Below are 16,612 nucleotides of genomic sequence, written 5' to 3'. Positions count from 1 at the left end.
ATAAAAACCATTTTTCCTTGCTGCCGCAGGCTATTTCTCAAAATCGCCTGCCAATTGTATTTTATCAAAAAATATTAATATTTTACCCGCCAGACACAATCAAAATGACCTGGTACGGAACTGAAATCTCTGCCGAAACCGCAACTGAAGGCCTCCGCGACCGGAACATGGAAGTCTTTAAGCAGCTCTATCTCACTTACAGTGAAGACCTTTTCCTGCTTGCCTACCGATGGGTAAAAGATGAATCCTTAGCCAAAGACCTCGTACACAATCTCTTTGTACATCTCTGGGAAAAAGGCAGCACCCTCACCATCACCGGCAATGTACGCCACTACCTTTTTCGTGCCGTTACCAACCGGGCAATCAACGAGTTAAAACGTCAGTCAAAGCATATCAGTGAAGACATCCTGCAATGGCAGGCCGATCCTGCCTCGCTGTACGAAACTGCTGACTATATCCTGTTACAAAAAGAGATATTGCAACTCGTCCAGGGCCTTGCTCCCCGTTGTAAAGAGATCTTCCTGCTCAGCAGGGTACATGGCCTGGAACCTTTAGAAATCGCTGAAAAACTGAACATTACACTCAATACTGTGTACTTTCAGCTCTCGGTCGCACTAAAATACCTTCGCCTCCACCTGCTGGGTGAAAAAAAAGATCAGTAACAATCAAAGTACCTCCTTCCTGAATTGTCTTAATTAATATACAATCATGAGTGTTGATGATACAAGGGAATTTATAATCGACTGCCTGTCAGACCCTGCAAACACAGAGAAACAGGCCGCACTGGGGCAATGGCTACAGCAATCTGCCGCAAACCGTACGCTTTATGCTGAACTGAAGCAGGTATGGGATGCAGCAGCCAACATGCCTCCGGCACCATTTAATATGGAGGAGGGATGGCAGGCCCTGTCCCGGGAAATTTCTGACCCATCAGCTCACGTTGTTGAATTAAAGAGGGAAATTGCGAGCAGTACACGGGAAGAAGCACCCGGCGTTACTGCTCCATTTTTGGGAGCAGAAGGAGAATTGACAAATCCGGCCGGGAAAGAAACCGTTTTACACCCGGACAAAGGGAAGACTGCTTTGATAAGATACAAATGGATGGCTGCCGCTTGTCTGCCCCTGTTTCTCATCGCCAGCTATTTCATCTGGCATTCTACCCTACAACCTATTACAATTCAGGCAAATGGCATAAAAACAATCACACTGCCCGATGGTTCTACCATCCGGCTCCAGCCAGGTACCATCCTGGAATATGATCCATCATTCCTGCAGCGCCGCGTCTCCCTTACTCAGGGCGAAGCATATTTTTCAATTTCACCGGATGAAAAGCGTACATTTATTGTACAGCTGCCACGCTCCACGGTCACAGTACTCGGTACCTCATTTAATGTAAATGTCAGTGGCACAACAGAAGAAGTAGTTGTGGAGTATGGTAAAGTCCGCCTTACTACCCACACTGATACCCTCATCCTGACCAAAGGCCTTGCCGCCCAGGTGTCGGGGGCCGGTAAGCTACTTCAGCCCAGACTGTCCTTTACCAACGAAGAAGCCGGTACAGTGGCGACTGCATTGTCTGAGTATTACCAGGTGAACATTACATTGCCAGACAGCACATTCAGGAAGAAAAAAATCACAGCCAACTTCCAAAACATGTCAGCGAGTGAAGTACAGCAGGTACTCAATGCGATATTGGAGCAATAGCGGTCAGCCCTACTGATCACTGTTACACCTATTATGAAAACCAAAGCCATTTGCTGTTTACTCACCCTCTTCCTCCTCGTGTGCCACTGCGTGGAAGCGCAGGACAAACTAACTATTCATGTAGTAAATGAACCCATCATCTCCGTACTCCATCTCATCGAAAAACAGGCAGGGGTATTATTTGCTTACAGGAATGAAGTCATCGATGTGGATGAACGGATCACAATACACTGGGATAATGTGTCTTTGCCAACGATTTTAGGCGTTATTTTCCCTTCTTCTCTCTACGAACTACGAACTATAGGCAAGCAGATTATCATCCTTAAAAAGGGGACTCCAATACCCGTAATGCCACCCCGGGTTATTGACATCAATCCGGTAGTAGTGACGGCATTGGGCATCAGCAGGCAACAACGCTCTTTAGGCTACGCCTATGCTGACCTGGGGCCGCAAACCTTTACGACCAATCCCGTAAATGCCCTGGCAGGAAAAGTAAGCGGATTGAATATCAGCCCGGTCAACAGCGGTGTAGGAGGGGCTACAAAAGTTACCCTGAGAGGTTTGAAAATCATTGGAGGAGATAATTCGCCTATGTTTGTAATAGATGGCATTCCCATTAATAATTCATCGCCTGGCCAGGCGGATAAATATGGAGGCTATGATCTGGGTGATGGTAGTTCCATCATCAATCCCGAAGAGATAGCCAGCATCTCCATTTTAAAAGGCGGATCTGCTTCTGCATTGTATGGTAGCCGTGCTGCAAATGGTGTCATGCTTATCACCACCAAAAAAGGTGCAAAGGGTTTTTCAGTGGAATATACTTCGAATGTGCTGGTGGAAAGCCTGAATGACAATTACGACTTTCAGCATGAATACGGAAGCGGGCAGGATGGCTTATTACCAAAAGATATTTCCACCGCCAGGGTAGATGCACAGGAAAGCTGGGGGCCTAAAATGAATAAGGATAGCAGCGTCGTCATCTGGGACGGGAGGAAGCTGCCTTATGTAAATGCCAGTCATGCGATCAGTAAATTCTTTCGTAAAGGACTGACCCTGGCTAATTCAATTGCATTGTCTACAGGCAGTGAGAAGGCTCAGTTACGTGCTGCTTATACCAATGTGAGAGAAAACGATATTATCCCGCTCAGTAAGCTAAACCGAAACCACCTATCGCTGAGAGGTACTGCAAGACTCTCTTCAAAATTCACCCTGGATGCAAAGGGTACTTATCTTTCAGAAGATGTATTTAACCGCCCTGCACTTTCTGACAATCCTAATAATATCGGATATGTATTGAGTGGGATTGCTCCTAATATTGATATCAACTGGTTAAAGGCTTATAAAGATCCTGTGAGTGGCGATTATATCAACTGGAATAACAATGCCTACCAGGTAAATCCCTACTGGGCTATCCATGAACAACCTAATAATAGCACGCAACGCCGCTTTAACGGGTTCCTGTTATTGAAATACGAATTGTGGCCCGGATTATATATTCAGGGGCGTACAGGTACTGATTATTCCCGTTTTAATTTTACTGAGTTTATGCAGTATTCCACGCCCTATTATACCACGGGTGGTATCGTGCTGCTGCACCGGAACTTGCAGGAAACCAACTCGGACCTTTTAGTGAATTATCATAAACAATGGAATAAGGTTTCGCTGGAGGTAAATGCAGGTACTAATAGAATGGATTACAAGGAAGATGTGCGCAATGCAACAGGCAGGGAGATGATAATAAGAGGGGGCAAAGACTATAGTAACTTTAAGACACAACTGGGCAGTCATCAATTGTACAGAAAGCGGATCAACTCGGTGTATGCTGCGGTCACATTGGGCTATGATGATTTTCTATACCTGGACCTTACTGGGCGCAATGACTGGTCTTCTACATTATCCGCAGGGCACAATGCATATTTTTACCCTTCTGCTTCGGCCAGTTTTGTCTTTTCTTCATTACTGCCTTCCCGCAGCATCCTGTCATTTGGAAAACTGAGGGCCAGCATTGCGCAGACAGGTACAGATGCTGTTGCCCCTTATCAGACGGCACTGACTTATGCCGCCAATCCGAATATACCCAGTGTGGGTGGGTATCTCATTGGAGGAGTAGCTACGGACAAGGTACCTTATGAAAATCTGAAGCCTAGTCTTACGCGTTCTTATGAAACAGGATTAAACCTCGTGTTTTTTAATAACCGTATTCAATTAGACCTGACCTGGTATCATTCCAACACACGTAACCAGATCCTGAATGCGCCGATCTCACCAACGAGCGGTTATACAAGTGCGGTAATAAACTCAGGCAATGTTTCCAATGAAGGACTGGAAATTGCATTGGGTACCAGGCCTGTATGTAATAAGGATTTCACCTGGCAGGTGAATGTAAATTTTGCGCAGAACAGGAATAAGATCATTTCACTCAGCTCACTGGTTTCCGATTATTATACCCTTGCTGCTGCCCGCTGGGGCAATGCCAGTATCATAGCAAAAGCAGGTGCGGCATATGGCATGATCACCGGCAGGAAGTTCCTTCGGGATAATAAAGGAAGACTGATCCTGGATAATAATTATTTACCACAATATACTTCTGCTGATTACAACTTAGGTAATGCACAATACAACTGGATAGGAGGCATCACAAACTCATTTACTTACCGCAGATGGTCCTGCGCTGTATTACTGGACATCAGGCAGGGTGGTAAAATCTTTTCTATGACCAACTTACTGGCATATCAGAATGGGCAGCAAAAAGGAACGCTGGAAGGGCGTGAAGGCTGGGCAAGGTCGGAGCGTGAAAGAGTGGCAGCAGGTGTGTCGTCTGCAGACTGGGTACCTACCGGCGGACTACACATCAAAGGAGTAAAGATCGTCGGCCAAAACAGGCCCCAATACCAGGAAGTGGAAGGATATGTAAATCCTGAAACTTACTGGACGAGGGTGACGGAGAATATCCCGGAGCCGTTCATGTACGATGCCAGTATGGTCAAGATCCGTGAACTTACGCTGGGGTATAAGATATTGAAAAATGTATCTGCGTCTGTGATCGCCCGCAACCTGCTGACATTAAGCAAACATGTACCGAATATAGATCCCGAATCCAGTTATAATAATGGAGACGGACAGGGCTTTGAATATGGATCATTGCCTACCCGTCGTTCCTATGGTTTCACCCTGCATGCAAAATTTTAAGACATGAAATTTTACAATTATTGCCTGGTCATCATATTGAGTAGTGGTTGTACAACGAACTTTGGAGTTATTAATACAGACCCTGTAAACGGTAGCACCATTGCGGCAGGAGAGCAACTGACCGCGGCAGCTTATCTGCTGGATGGGGGCAGGGAAATGGGCTATCCTAATCTATATATTTTTCAGCCGATGGTGCAATATGTAGGTGGTACATATGGTATGCGGACAGGAGGAAAATACGTGAGAGATGAATTTTATAACGGATTGATGTGGTCCAATTATTATGGCAAGTGCATTAAGCAACTGGCAGATTTACTAAAGCAGCATCAGGATGATAGTACACAGGTAAATTATGTAGCGGCGGCAAGGATCCTGAAAGTCTATATTTTTTCATTGCTGACGGATGCATATGGTGACATTCCTTATTTTCAGGCAGGGCTGGCTTATTATGATAAAATTTATACCCCGCTATATGATGAACAGGCGGCTATTTACAAAGATTTTTTTATTGAATTAGAAGCAGCCATCGATCAGTTTGATGACAGGCAGCCGGTCATCACCAATGATATTGTATACAATGGGAATCTTACTAAGTGGAAGCGCATGGCCCGTTCGCTTCAATTGCGTCTGGCGATGCGCTTATCTGCTGCTGATCCTGAATTAGCAAGAGCACAGGTGGCTGCAGCTTATAATGGAGGCGTGATGCAAAGTAATGATGATAATTTTCGGATGATTCATGAAGATTACAGCTATCCTGATCTGCGGGGGAATGGTTATGCACAGGCATTGCAGGAGGAGGCGGCTTATAAGTATACAATCGGCACTACGACCTTTGTTAATTATCTTAAGGCTGAGAATGATCCCCGACTGGGAATGTTTTTCGTGAATACGGACAGTGTAACCAATTATTTGCCCATTCAACCGGGTTTGTACTGGTGGGAGGACTGGAAGGATTTTGTAGGTGAAAACGGGGAAGTGGTAGGGCAGGCCAATAAATATTGTCACATTAATGCGCCTTTCTATCAGCAGGGAGGATCATGGTTGCATCTGGGATATGCAGAAGTAGAATTGTTACTGGCAGAAGCTGCGGTAAGAGGATGGATTGGAGAGGATGCGAATAGCCATTACCAGGCGGGATTGAGAGCGGCAATGCATCAGCTGGAAATGTATCCGGGTATGCTGCCTTTGCCAGCTGATGAGATTGATAGTTTTGTAGCAGCACATACATTACCTGCTGATCATGCTATTGAAGCGATCAGTATGCAGAAATGGGTGGCTTTATTTCCGAATGCTTATGAGGCATATGCGAATATGCGGAGAACGGGATACCCGGAATTGAATCCGGTGCTAGATGTGGATGGAGAATCAGAAACAGGTGGGCATTTGCCAAAGAGATTATTTTATCCGGCTACAGAGGCATTGTCAAATCCGGTAAATTATCAGGCCGCGATAGCCAGGATAGGAGGGAGCAATGACTGGATGCAGCCGGTATGGTGGAACAAATAGGCGGTATTCATTTTAATATCTCCCGAATTATTTGTAATTCGCACACTTATAATCATGCATTCCACTATGTATAAACTTTATATCACCTTACTCCTTGCCACAGGTCTTCCTCTCATTGGCTGCAAGGCCCAATCAAAACCTGTACACCAGGCACCGGCACCTCTTTACCGTGATCCCATCTTCGATGGCGCAGCAGATCCCACCCTCATCTGGAATGACAAAGAAAAAGCCTGGTGGATGCTTTATACCCAGCGCCGTGCCAGTGTAGATGCTGAAAACGTCGCCTACTGCTATGGCAGCAAAATCGGCATTGCTGAATCAAAAGACAATGGTCATACCTGGGTCTACAGGGGCGCATTAAACCTTGAATTCGAAAAGGGTGAAAACACCTTCTGGGCACCCGATGTCGTATACTACAACGGTAGCTACCACATGTTCGTTGCCTACATTCAGGGCGTTCGCAGCAATTGGGGAGGACATGCCCGCATTGCACACTATACCAGCAAAGATATGTGGGACTGGAAGTTTGAAGGATTCCCCCAGCTCACCTCAGAAAAAGTAATTGATCCTACTTTGTACCAGCTTCCTGACAAAACCTGGCGCATCTGGTACAAAGATGAAGATCATGGCTCTCATACCATGATGGCCAGCAGCAAGGATCTCAATAAATGGACCTACACCACTACAACGCCTGCCATCGGCGGCAATGGCCATGAGGGTCCTAAAGTGTTCCGCTTTAAAGACTACTACTGGATGGTCACAGACGAATGGCATGGTATGCGTGTATACCGCTCCGACGACCTGAATACCTGGACCAGGCAGGGATTGATCCTGGATGTTCCCGGAAAGCGCAAAGACGATACACCTACCGGCGCACATGGTGATGTGGTAGTGACAGGAGATCAGGCATATGTAATCTACTTTACTCACCCGGGCAGAAAGGTACATAGCGAGAGTCCTGTGAATGAAGACGGCATTCAACCTTATTCCATCCGACGTTCAAGTATTGAAGTAGCGGAACTAAAATTTGAAAATGGTACGCTTACCTGTGACAGAGATGCGCCATTTGATTTCTATCTTCCTGCCAGGTAAGCATGTAAAATCTCCGCGACTTAATCCGGATTCCTGATGGAGAGGGATTTTTTTCTTGAATACTAAATTGATACAACTTTTAGGTTCATCACATCGTCTCCTGCTCTTCCGGATGTTTTGGCTTATGATAAAAATAATAGTAAGCCAGGATGAGTACCCCCGTAAGGAAAGGGATCAGGGCCAGGTGCTTGTAAGTAATACTGCCAAAGAGGATCTCTGTATCAAAATGCATAAACTCACTGATCATCCAATAGGAGTTGGCCGCAATCCAAACCGTAATTGCCAGGTTATGGCACAGCTCTGACATAAACTGCCGTGTACGCCATGCAATCACAATAGAAATGATCAGGGTAGGAAAAATCATGATAATCCCCAGCAGTGGCCATACCATGCACCAGCTGATATCTTTGAGCAACCAGAATACGATATGTAAGTTCTCCATCTTCCGGTATTTTAGGGGAATGCTATAGACAGGATTCTTTTCCTGTGTAAGGGTGGTTTCAGGCATTTTTGATTTTGATTGAAGACGCAAAAATAAATAATCTGGCATCAATTGGTATAACTCTTGTATTATCTGTAGGGAACCAAAAAAGTTGAGATATGAAAAAGGCATTAATAGCAGCCTCTATCGTAGGTGCAGCAGCAGCAGGAGTAATCCTTTATCTGACTAACAGAAGCCGTGCAGAACAATTGCTGGATAATCTGAATGAATCAGCCGGGGAGCTAGGTAACAAGGTAGACGAAGGTCGTCGGTTTGCAAAAAAACATTTGCGTAAAACCCATAAGAAGATGAATCATATGATTCAGGAGCATATGGCTTAGTCATTCAAATAGTAACACGTATTTCTAAAAGGTCATTTCAAGGTCTAAGCGACCTCGAAGTGACCTTTGTACATTTATACAGGTCAAATAAAATAGTATTATTCCCGCATAGCCTGCCTTTATTATTTTTTTACCATCCTTTTAATTTTTTGATGTAAGCAGTCAGTTCCCCGGCAATCAGCTTATGTTCCTCCAATGTAGGATGATCGCCACAGCCGCCATGATATCTTTTTGAAAAGAAAAAATAAGACACATTCTTATCTCCGCAGCTGGCTACTACTTTTTTGATATAGGTTTTTAAAACTGCACTCAGGTCTGCATCAGCCATGGGGCTACTCAGCAATACGATGCTTGTATTCGGATAGTATCCTCTCAGTGTGCGGATAAACTTAACGTAGGCGTTGCAAAACGTAGCTGCATCCTGGCTGCCGTCATTCTGGCCCAGGCAAATTGTCAAAACATGTGGCTGATATTTCTGGAAATCCCATTTCAATGAATCATCCCGCATATTGATCTTATCAAAGACCTGGGGCATGGTAATTTTCATATCGCAGCAGCTGTGAATCAACCCGATGCCTGATACGGAAGACAGCATCCACTGTGCATCCAGGCTACGGGCTGTCAGCGGACCATAACTCATGTAAGCATTGTGCTGATCATACCATTGTCCCTGTCCGCAAGGAAATGAAGACTGGTCACTACCCGTTCCGCAGGTGATAGAATTACCAATAAATTCAAGTCTCCGTGAAGGGGTAGAAGTAATTGGCAATAACTTTTTACACTGAAATCCGAGAAAATCCAGGTAGCCAATGCCCGCTTCTGTATTCTTACAGATAGTGATCATGTGGTCGCCCTCGGGCAGGTTGACTGCGGCCTGGATCACATTGTGGGCACTTTTTGTCTCAATTCGTCTGGGCGGTTGGTCATCAATCTGGATAGCCAGGTAATTGTGCTGGTTATATCTTTCCTCGTCTTCAATGATGATATTACAATAAGTACCGTTGAATTTTGCGCGGATATAAACGCCCGGTTGCCAGAAGCGATATCTCACAAAACTGGGCTTTACAAATCTACCGGTGTATTGGATATAAGGGTGATTGGCTCTGAAGTCAATTGTCTCCTGGGCAAAGGTTTGCAGGCTGCATAGAAGAAGCAGCGAAAATAAAATACGGTTTATCATAGCAGCAGTAAATCTCTGCGAAAAATACTAAAATAACTTAGAATATAGGCTACCGATAGCCACCCAGATGGAGGTACGTGCGGCGGGAATTTGTCTGCTCAGTTCAGGTATTTCTGCCTGTAATTCATTGTAAAGTTTTTCCGCCTGCAGGTGTGAAGGAATATCACATTTCAGTTCCAGGATATTGGAAAGCATAATAATGGCCATCTTATGATGTTTCTTCGCCAGTATGCGGGCGGTCTTTATCACCTCTTTACAATATTCTGTGCGGAAAGAATGGAATTCATCCGGGAGTAAATTGAGCAGGCAGATATACACGATGTCTGCCGTGGCTTCCAATGCCAGGGCATCAACAGGTTGTGCCAGCTGCAATTGGTGTCTTACGGAGAGTAACTGGCTTTCCCGTTCATTCAGGAATTGCAGGATGGCCGTGTAGCTCCTGGATTGGTGACAATCGTCGAGCAGGAGCGGATTCGCCATCAGGTCCCGCATCATTTGGGTATCCTTCATTTGCAGGGCGGTAATCACTGCAGCAGTAAAGACAGGTTCAAAATGAGGGGCGATGATTTGGAGTAATGCTGGTTCATTGTATCTGGGATCGTTCAGGAATCGTTCTCCTTTGGATATGGTACCGGTTTCCAGAAATGAAATTAAAACAGCATCGCGGCGGATCAGTGTGAACAGGGATTGAGTAGTAACGTGATTCATAGCATAGGTTGGGATTGTACTATAGCAATATAATAAATTTTTTAATATGTATAATTAAAATTTTTCCTGTTAACAAAAAACGCTTTGTCATCATGACAAAGCGTTTTTCTGCAATCAGTTAGAACCAGGTTTGAGTTTATCCTTGAAAACCTTCTTAAATTTCTCCAGTTTGGGTGCTATTACAAAGTGACAATAAGGCTGGGAACCATTCTCCTTATAATAATCCTGGTGATAATCCTCCGCTTTGTAGAACTTTGTAAACGGTGCTATCTCGGTGACCACCGGCTTATCATATGCCCCTGACTTATCCAGTTTCTCTTTATACTCCTGGGCCAGTTTGTGCTGATCTTCATTGTGGTAGAAGATCACGGACCGGTATTGGGTGCCGACATCATTCCCCTGCCTGTTCAGTTGGGTGGGGTCGTGGGCAGTCCAGAAAGCCTGCAGTAATTCTTCGTAAGAAACTTTGGCCGGGTCATAAGTTACCTGGATCACCTCGGCATGGCCTGTAGTGCCTGTACATACCTCCTCATAACTGGGGTTGGCCACGGTACCACCGGAAAAACCTGACTCTACTTTCAACACCCCATCCAGGTACTGGAACTGTGCTTCCGTACACCAGAAACAGCCACCGCCAAAGGTCGCAGTTTCGACTTTTGCGTTTTTGGGAACTGAGAGATCTCCTGGAACTTTTTCTTTCGATTGTTTGCTCTGGGCACAGGCTACAAAGGTTATTGCAAGCAAACAGCTTAATAATGAGTATCTTCGCATGTTTTTATCGTTTGGAGTAGTTTTGTACGTATAACGACTTCGACCCCTAACAAGTTAAATTACGATAATGTTGATGTAACAGATCGCCAAGTTAATTAACTTTAACATTCTTTTTGAAGGCTAAAAGCCAATTTTAACCGCCTGTGCTATGTAACCACAGGCTTTGTATGGAATTAAATATAAGATGAAGTATTTTCCCGATTCAGCGTTAGTACAGCTGGAATTCGACAAGGTACAGGCCTTGTTGGAGGAACATTGTAAGACGGAGCTGGGTAAAGAAATGGCGCAGGAACTGCGTTTACATACCCACATAGACTACGTAAAAACGGCATTACAGCAGGCGCACGAATATAAGCAGCTCACCCTGCTGCAGGAACATTTTCCCAACGATTATGTACTGAACCTGAAAAATGAACTGCGCCTTCTGGGCATCCAGGGAGCCGTTTTGAGCGGCGAGCAGGTAATGCAATTGCGCAAGCTGGCCGAAAGCATGGGCAGCATAGTGCGCTTTTTTGATCATGACAGGCGTGTTACTTATGCAGGTCTGTTCGAGGTGATCACACATACCCACTACGAAAAGAAGATCATCCTGATCATCGATGAAATTCTGGATGAGGCAGGAATGGTCAGGGATAACGCGACTCCGGAGTTGTCCAGGATCCGTATGTCCCTGTTCCGCAAGCGGAATGAACTGCGTCGTGTATTCGACCGTAGTTTGTCTAAACTCAGTAAACTGGGTTATCTCGCGGATACTGGTGAAGCTTTTCTGAATGGCAGAAGGGTAGTGGCTATCTATGCGGAGAACAAGCGTATGGTAAAAGGTATTCTTCACGGGGAGTCCGATACCCGCCGTACCGCATTCGTAGAGCCGGAAGAAACCATTGAACTGAATAACGATGTGGCGGCCCTGGAAAGGGATGAGAACCGTGAGGTGTACAAGATTTTGCGTACCCTGACGGCCGATCTTTCTAAACATTCAGCGCTGTTGAACAACTACCACATCATACTCGGTACTTACGACTTTATCCGTGCAAAAGCCAAGCTGGCCCTGGATATGGATGGTAATTACCCCATGCTCACACCAGGTGCGCAACTCCACCTGGTAGATGCGTATCACCCCTTGTTGCTGTTGTACAACCGCCGCAATACGAAACCGACTATTCCCATCAATCTCACGCTGGACAACAATAATCATATCCTGGTGATCAGTGGTCCGAATGCCGGTGGTAAAACGGTAACCATGAAAACAGTCGGGCTGATTCAGCTGATGCTGCAGGCAGGGCTGCTTGTTCCGGTACACCCAAGTTCCCAGATTGGTATTTTCAGGCAACTGATGATTCATATCGGGGATACCCAGTCGCTCGAGTTTGAGTTGAGTACCTATAGTTCGCACCTGAAGAACATGAAATATTTCATAGAGAATGCGAACGGTAAGACCCTCTTCTTTATCGATGAGCTGGGAGGTGGTTCTGACCCGAACCTGGGTGGTGCCTTTGCGGAGGTGATCATGGAGGAACTGGCGAAGAAGCATGCCTTTGGTATTGTAACGACCCACTACCTGAACCTGAAGGTAATGGCAAACAAAGTGAAAGGGATCATTAACGGTGCGATGGGCTTTGATGAGCAAAACCTGTCGCCGATGTACAAACTGATTGTAGGTAAGCCGGGTAGCTCGTATACATTCTCGATTGCACAGCGGATCGGTCTGCATCCTTCCCTGATCAACAGGGCCAGGAATTTGGTGGATGAAGGCCACTTCCAGCTGGATAAGCTCCTGAACAAGGCAGAACAGGATCTGCAGAAAGTGGAAGCGAAAGAGAAGGAATTACAGCAGTTACTGCGTGAAAACGAGCGCCTGAAGCGCGAGTATGAGGTGCTTTCTGACAAAGAAAGGAAGAACCAGCAGTTCGGCATGCTGAAACTCCAGAATAAAATTAAGGAGGACGAACTGGCCTATCTGAAGGATATGGAGCGCAAGATGAAGCAGATAGTGATAGAGTGGAAGCGTTCTGATGATAAGCAGAAGGTGATGAAGCAGGCGGAGGCCTTGCTGTTCAGGAAGCGTGAGAAGGCAATTAATGACAAGCTGGAGAAGAAGGTGCAGGATAAATTCCAGGAAGTAATAGGCAGCGATTTGCAGCTGAATGACCTGGTAAAGATCAAAACCAATGGTCAGGTGGGCAAGCTCATCGAGATCAGGGATAAGCGCGGGATCGTGAAATTGGGAAATATCCCTATGAATGTGCCGCTGGCGGATCTGATCTTGGTAAAGGAAAGGCCAAAGGAAAAGGAACCGGCAGCCAGGTAATTTGATAATTTCATAAAAAAAACGCTTTTACTATATGTAAAGGCGTTTTTTTTTGAATATCCTTTTATTTAGCCGGCTAATTATTATATTTGCCTCATGAACAAACCGCTTATGTGCAGTACCCTGGGTCACCTGTTGGTACAAATCGGAAAAGCGCACAGGAACAAGGGGAATCAAATGCTTGCCGCATACAATCTGCATGCGGGCCAGGAGATCTTCCTCCAGCAGGTCCTATGTCACAACGGCATCATGCTCAGTGATTTGACTACTAATATGGAAGTCACGCCCGTTACCGTCACCCGGATGGCTGACCGTCTCGAAAAAAATGGCTTCCTGGTAAAAGAAAAATGCTGTACAGACCAACGCGCAGTCCGCGTCTCCCTTACTGAAAAAGGTAAGGAAGCCGCTATGAATATCACAGAACAAACCTGGAACCAATTGGAACAACAAATGGTAGAAGGACTAAGTACGGAAGAAAAGATTATCTTAAAACGACTGCTCATGCAGGTATTGGAAAATCTGAAGAAATAACATTTTTACGTATTTCATGCAGGGAGACTGCTTAATTCATGAGGTAATAATGGGGTAAAAAATATTATTTTTTACTTATTTAATTAGCCGGCTAATTATAATCGCAGATATAAATATATTTATCATGTAAAAATAGTTCGATGAAAAATGAAATGTAAAGTATATTTTTGTCGCACTATGTAATAGATATCATCTGCTAATCATCTACTGATTACAATCCTGCCGACTAATTAATCCATGCCTTTTCTGTAGCTAGAATGGCAAGCCTCTGAACTTTTACAACTGAGCCCTCCTCTTTTTAACGACTAAACTGAATGTGATATGAAGACTAATGTAGTCATACCAGTTTATAATGTTGACGATTGCGCTGATTTACAAAATCCTTTGAAAGGGTTTTTTATCAACCGAACTACCTACCTGGTACAACCAGAAGATCTGAAAGAACCGCACCGCCGTAAGCATTTCAGTATTACGCTGGTGCTATCAGGCGAAACAACTCAATACATTGACTTTGAAAAATACACTGTCAAGGGTCCTGCAGTCGTGATGTTGTATCCTGATCAGGTGCATCAGCACACCGGGGATAGTTTATGCGAGGTCGTTAATATCATTTTTTCCCAGGAATTTCTGGTGAATGAAACCGGATTAGGTAGTCCTATCTGCTGGGGATGTGTGTGTGGTACACCTGTGATTGAGCTGACAGATACTCAACTGAAAGACCTTATGGGATTCGCAAGGCTCATGCTGAAAGAGATGGAATCCAGCCAGCCATTGCGCGAACTGATTATCCGCAATTTGCTGCATTCCCTGATAGCCGCTATTTCCCGTTTACCACAACGTGACATTGCTGCGATGCAAACGGACACGCTGCCGAACCGCATTGTTCGTCAGTTTGACGAATTGTCTGATGTACATTATAAGGACAAAACGCAGGTAGCGCATTATGCGGATATGTTGTACGTAACCCCGGGTCATCTGAATGATACAATTAAAGCTGTGTTGGGTAAAACTGCCAAGCAGATAATTGACGAGAAGCGGATTATGGAGGCGAAACGATTGTTGTTTTACGGAGAACATACAATCAAGGAAATAGCGTGGGAGCTTAAGTTTGAGGACGATGGCTATTTCAATCGTTTCTTTAAAAAACATACGGGATATACGCCTGCGACCTTCCAAAAGAGTATCCGGGAAAAGTACAATTAATACCGCGATTAGTTTAATGAACATCCTTGATTCTCATTGTACTTTTGTAAGGTTATAATAATCATAACATGATGACGTTGAAACAATGTTGTCCTTAAAAACCACTAGCACATGAAGTATCTAAATTTCTCCTGCTAACCTGTTCATAAGTTTCTCTTAGCAGTAACCAATCAAAAACTTTGTTATCTGGCTTCCCGGTACAGGCGGGAGGGCTGATCTTTCTATCTCCGATGGCTGTCGTTATTTAAATAACCGGTAACAACCGTAATGGGAGGTTTTTTGCCTGGGTACCCGTAAATAGCGGGCGGGGAGATTTTTTGCCTGATTTTCCGCCACTGGCGGCGTGGCACGCTATTGCCATACTTTTTTTAAAACGAACAATTTTTATGAATTACTTATTACAACAAGCGCACAAAAAACATGGACCAGTGGGTCTTCTTTATAGTATCATCATTGTTGCGTTCCTTTCATCATGTGCCTCTTCTTCTGCAAAGCCGGAAAATGCAGGTCAGCCGGCAGCCGTACTGCCAGTGTTGAAAGTAGCTGCCGTTCCTGCTACTACTTACCGCGAGTACAACGCAACTTTAGAAGGAAAGGTAAACGTTGAAATCCGCCCTCAGGTAGATGGATACCTCGACAAAATCTTTGTTGATGAAGGTGCCTATGTAAAAGCGGGCCAGCCTTTATTCCGTATCAACGACCGCCCTTACCAGGAACAACTCAGCAATGCATCTGCACTCTTATTAGCCGCACAGGCCAATGAAGAAAAAGCACTGGTTGAAGTAAACCGCCTTACACCACTCGTGCAAAACAATGTGGTATCGGACGTTCAGCTGAAAACTGCCAACGCTGCTTACCAGGCCGCAAAGGCCAACGTAGCACAGGCACAGGCCAATGTTAGCAATGCCCGCATCAATGTAGGATATACCCTCATCACCGCTCCGGTAAGTGGTTACATCGGTCGTATTCCTTTCAAAACCGGTAGCCTGGTGGGTCGTGGAGAAACACAGCCACTTACATTATTATCAGATGTAAATGAAGTGTATGCTTATTTCTCCATGAGTGAAATCGACTTTCTCAAATTCAAAAATAAAATAGCTGGTAATACCGTCGCTGACAAAGTAAAACAATTACCTGCTGTAGAACTGGTACTGCCTGACAATAGCATCTATTCCGAAAAAGGTCATGTAGAAACTATGGAAGGTCAGTTCGACAAAACTATGGGTGCAGTGAGCTTCCGTGCTTCATTCCCCAATAGTGCTGGTCTGCTCCGCTCTGGAAATACCGGTAAAGTACGTATTCCGGAACAACTTTCTGCTGCACTGCTGGTGCCACAGGAAGCGACTTTTGAGCTGCAGGACAAAGTATTTGTATTCACAGTAGGCGACAGCAATAAAGTAGCGAGCAAACCAATTACCATCTCCGGTAAAAATGGTGCTTACTACTTTGTGGAAAAAGGACTGCAGGCCGGCGAAAGTATTGTATATGCAGGATTAGGAAGATTGCAGGATGGCGCGGTAATTACCCCACAGCCAATAAGTTTGGATAGCCTGCTGAAGGTTAAGCCATTGTAAGTGGAAAGCTTTTTTAAGCATTTT

14 protein-coding genes are annotated in these 16,612 nt (G+C 45.0%); 10 read left to right on the top strand and 4 right to left on the bottom strand.

What is annotated here, in order from left to right; all coding sequences use genetic code 11:
- Positions 1 to 104 precede the first annotated feature (104 nt).
- From DXN04_RS23315 to DXN04_RS23295, 5 genes are all read left to right on the top strand, one after another.
- Positions 105 to 662: a sigma-70 family RNA polymerase sigma factor gene (locus DXN04_RS23315; protein ID WP_147320040.1), complete on the top strand. Its 558-nt coding sequence runs from the start codon at positions 105 to 107 to the stop codon at positions 660 to 662.
- A 46-nt stretch (positions 663 to 708) separates the two neighbouring features.
- A complete protein-coding gene (locus DXN04_RS23310; protein WP_116855804.1) occupies positions 709 to 1,704 on the top strand; it encodes a FecR family protein in 996 nt (331 codons plus the stop codon).
- A 33-nt stretch (positions 1,705 to 1,737) separates the two neighbouring features.
- Positions 1,738 to 4,893 (top strand): SusC/RagA family TonB-linked outer membrane protein, encoded by a 3,156-nt coding sequence (locus DXN04_RS23305; protein ID WP_116855803.1) that lies wholly within the window; start codon positions 1,738 to 1,740, stop codon positions 4,891 to 4,893.
- A 3-nt stretch (positions 4,894 to 4,896) separates the two neighbouring features.
- Positions 4,897 to 6,399 carry a SusD/RagB family nutrient-binding outer membrane lipoprotein gene (locus DXN04_RS23300; protein WP_116855802.1) on the top strand — a complete coding sequence of 501 codons (1,503 nt, stop codon included), beginning with the start codon at positions 4,897 to 4,899 and terminating at the stop codon, positions 6,397 to 6,399.
- A gap of 66 nt (positions 6,400 to 6,465) precedes the next feature.
- A complete protein-coding gene (locus DXN04_RS23295) occupies positions 6,466 to 7,491 on the top strand; it encodes a family 43 glycosylhydrolase (protein ID WP_116855801.1) in 1,026 nt (341 codons plus the stop codon).
- Positions 7,492 to 7,579: 88 nt separating this feature from the next.
- Here DXN04_RS23295 and DXN04_RS23290 read toward each other — a convergent pair whose 3' ends face one another.
- On the bottom strand, positions 7,580 to 7,999 hold the full coding sequence (locus tag DXN04_RS23290) for a hypothetical protein (protein ID WP_233525668.1): 420 nt from the start codon (positions 7,997 to 7,999) through the stop codon (positions 7,580 to 7,582).
- A gap of 92 nt (positions 8,000 to 8,091) precedes the next feature.
- On the opposite strand from DXN04_RS23290, the gene DXN04_RS23285 reads away from it, so the two are divergent.
- Positions 8,092 to 8,313: a hypothetical protein gene (locus tag DXN04_RS23285; protein WP_116855800.1), complete on the top strand. Its 222-nt coding sequence runs from the start codon at positions 8,092 to 8,094 to the stop codon at positions 8,311 to 8,313.
- Between the two features lie 130 nt (positions 8,314 to 8,443).
- On the opposite strand, the gene DXN04_RS23280 is transcribed toward DXN04_RS23285, so the two are convergent.
- From DXN04_RS23280 to msrA, 3 genes are all read right to left on the bottom strand, one after another.
- Positions 8,444 to 9,493 (bottom strand): SGNH/GDSL hydrolase family protein, encoded by a 1,050-nt coding sequence (locus DXN04_RS23280; protein ID WP_199415117.1) that lies wholly within the window; start codon positions 9,491 to 9,493, stop codon positions 8,444 to 8,446.
- A gap of 27 nt (positions 9,494 to 9,520) precedes the next feature.
- Positions 9,521 to 10,201, bottom strand: coding sequence for a hypothetical protein (locus DXN04_RS23275; RefSeq protein WP_116855799.1), 681 nt, complete (start codon positions 10,199 to 10,201; stop codon positions 9,521 to 9,523).
- Between the two features lie 114 nt (positions 10,202 to 10,315).
- Positions 10,316 to 10,972: a peptide-methionine (S)-S-oxide reductase MsrA gene (msrA, locus tag DXN04_RS23270; protein ID WP_116855798.1), complete on the bottom strand. Its 657-nt coding sequence runs from the start codon at positions 10,970 to 10,972 to the stop codon at positions 10,316 to 10,318.
- 184 nt (positions 10,973 to 11,156) lie between these two features.
- Between msrA and DXN04_RS23265 the strand changes: the two genes are divergently transcribed.
- From DXN04_RS23265 to DXN04_RS23250, 4 genes are all read left to right on the top strand, one after another.
- Positions 11,157 to 13,280, top strand: a complete 2,124-nt coding sequence (locus DXN04_RS23265; RefSeq protein ID WP_116855797.1) for an endonuclease MutS2 — start codon at positions 11,157 to 11,159, stop codon at positions 13,278 to 13,280.
- Positions 13,281 to 13,376: 96 nt separating this feature from the next.
- Positions 13,377 to 13,811, top strand: coding sequence for a MarR family winged helix-turn-helix transcriptional regulator (locus DXN04_RS23260; protein WP_116855796.1), 435 nt, complete (start codon positions 13,377 to 13,379; stop codon positions 13,809 to 13,811).
- A 321-nt stretch (positions 13,812 to 14,132) separates the two neighbouring features.
- Positions 14,133 to 15,014 carry a helix-turn-helix domain-containing protein gene (locus DXN04_RS23255; RefSeq protein WP_116855795.1) on the top strand — a complete coding sequence of 294 codons (882 nt, stop codon included), beginning with the start codon at positions 14,133 to 14,135 and terminating at the stop codon, positions 15,012 to 15,014.
- A gap of 386 nt (positions 15,015 to 15,400) precedes the next feature.
- The gene (locus DXN04_RS23250; protein WP_116855794.1) at positions 15,401 to 16,588 is read left to right on the top strand and encodes an efflux RND transporter periplasmic adaptor subunit; all 1,188 of its coding nucleotides are present in this window, start codon (positions 15,401 to 15,403) and stop codon (positions 16,586 to 16,588) included.
- The last annotated feature ends 24 nt before the right edge of the window (positions 16,589 to 16,612 follow it).

It is taken from the genome of Chitinophaga silvisoli, assembly GCF_003412465.1.
GTDB classification, from domain to species: Bacteria; Bacteroidota; Bacteroidia; order Chitinophagales; family Chitinophagaceae; genus Chitinophaga; species Chitinophaga silvisoli.
Note: the sequence above shows the minus strand (reverse complement) of the source record. Positions and strands in the feature narration are given on the sequence as shown.

Bases quoted from the DNA above. Each gene is read 5' to 3' on its own strand.
- DXN04_RS23315 (WP_147320040.1), top strand. From the start codon at position 105: ATGACCTGGTACGGAACTGAAATCTCTGCCGAAACCGCAACTGAAGGC.
- DXN04_RS23305 (WP_116855803.1), top strand. From the start codon at position 1,738: ATGAAAACCAAAGCCATTTGCTGTTTACTCACCCTCTTCCTCCTCGTG.
- DXN04_RS23255 (WP_116855795.1), top strand. From the start codon at position 14,133: ATGAAGACTAATGTAGTCATACCAGTTTATAATGTTGACGATTGCGCT.
- DXN04_RS23250 (WP_116855794.1), top strand. From the start codon at position 15,401: ATGAATTACTTATTACAACAAGCGCACAAAAAACATGGACCAGTGGGT.
- DXN04_RS23300 (WP_116855802.1), top strand. From the start codon at position 4,897: ATGAAATTTTACAATTATTGCCTGGTCATCATATTGAGTAGTGGTTGT.
- DXN04_RS23265 (WP_116855797.1), top strand. From the start codon at position 11,157: ATGAAGTATTTTCCCGATTCAGCGTTAGTACAGCTGGAATTCGACAAG.
- DXN04_RS23295 (WP_116855801.1), top strand. From the start codon at position 6,466: ATGTATAAACTTTATATCACCTTACTCCTTGCCACAGGTCTTCCTCTC.
- DXN04_RS23285 (WP_116855800.1), top strand. From the start codon at position 8,092: ATGAAAAAGGCATTAATAGCAGCCTCTATCGTAGGTGCAGCAGCAGCA.
- DXN04_RS23290 (WP_233525668.1), bottom strand. From the start codon at position 7,999: ATGCCTGAAACCACCCTTACACAGGAAAAGAATCCTGTCTATAGCATT.
- DXN04_RS23280 (WP_199415117.1), bottom strand. From the start codon at position 9,493: ATGATAAACCGTATTTTATTTTCGCTGCTTCTTCTATGCAGCCTGCAA.
- DXN04_RS23310 (WP_116855804.1), top strand. From the start codon at position 709: ATGAGTGTTGATGATACAAGGGAATTTATAATCGACTGCCTGTCAGAC.
- msrA (WP_116855798.1), bottom strand. From the start codon at position 10,972: ATGCGAAGATACTCATTATTAAGCTGTTTGCTTGCAATAACCTTTGTA.
- DXN04_RS23275 (WP_116855799.1), bottom strand. From the start codon at position 10,201: ATGAATCACGTTACTACTCAATCCCTGTTCACACTGATCCGCCGCGAT.
- DXN04_RS23260 (WP_116855796.1), top strand. From the start codon at position 13,377: ATGAACAAACCGCTTATGTGCAGTACCCTGGGTCACCTGTTGGTACAA.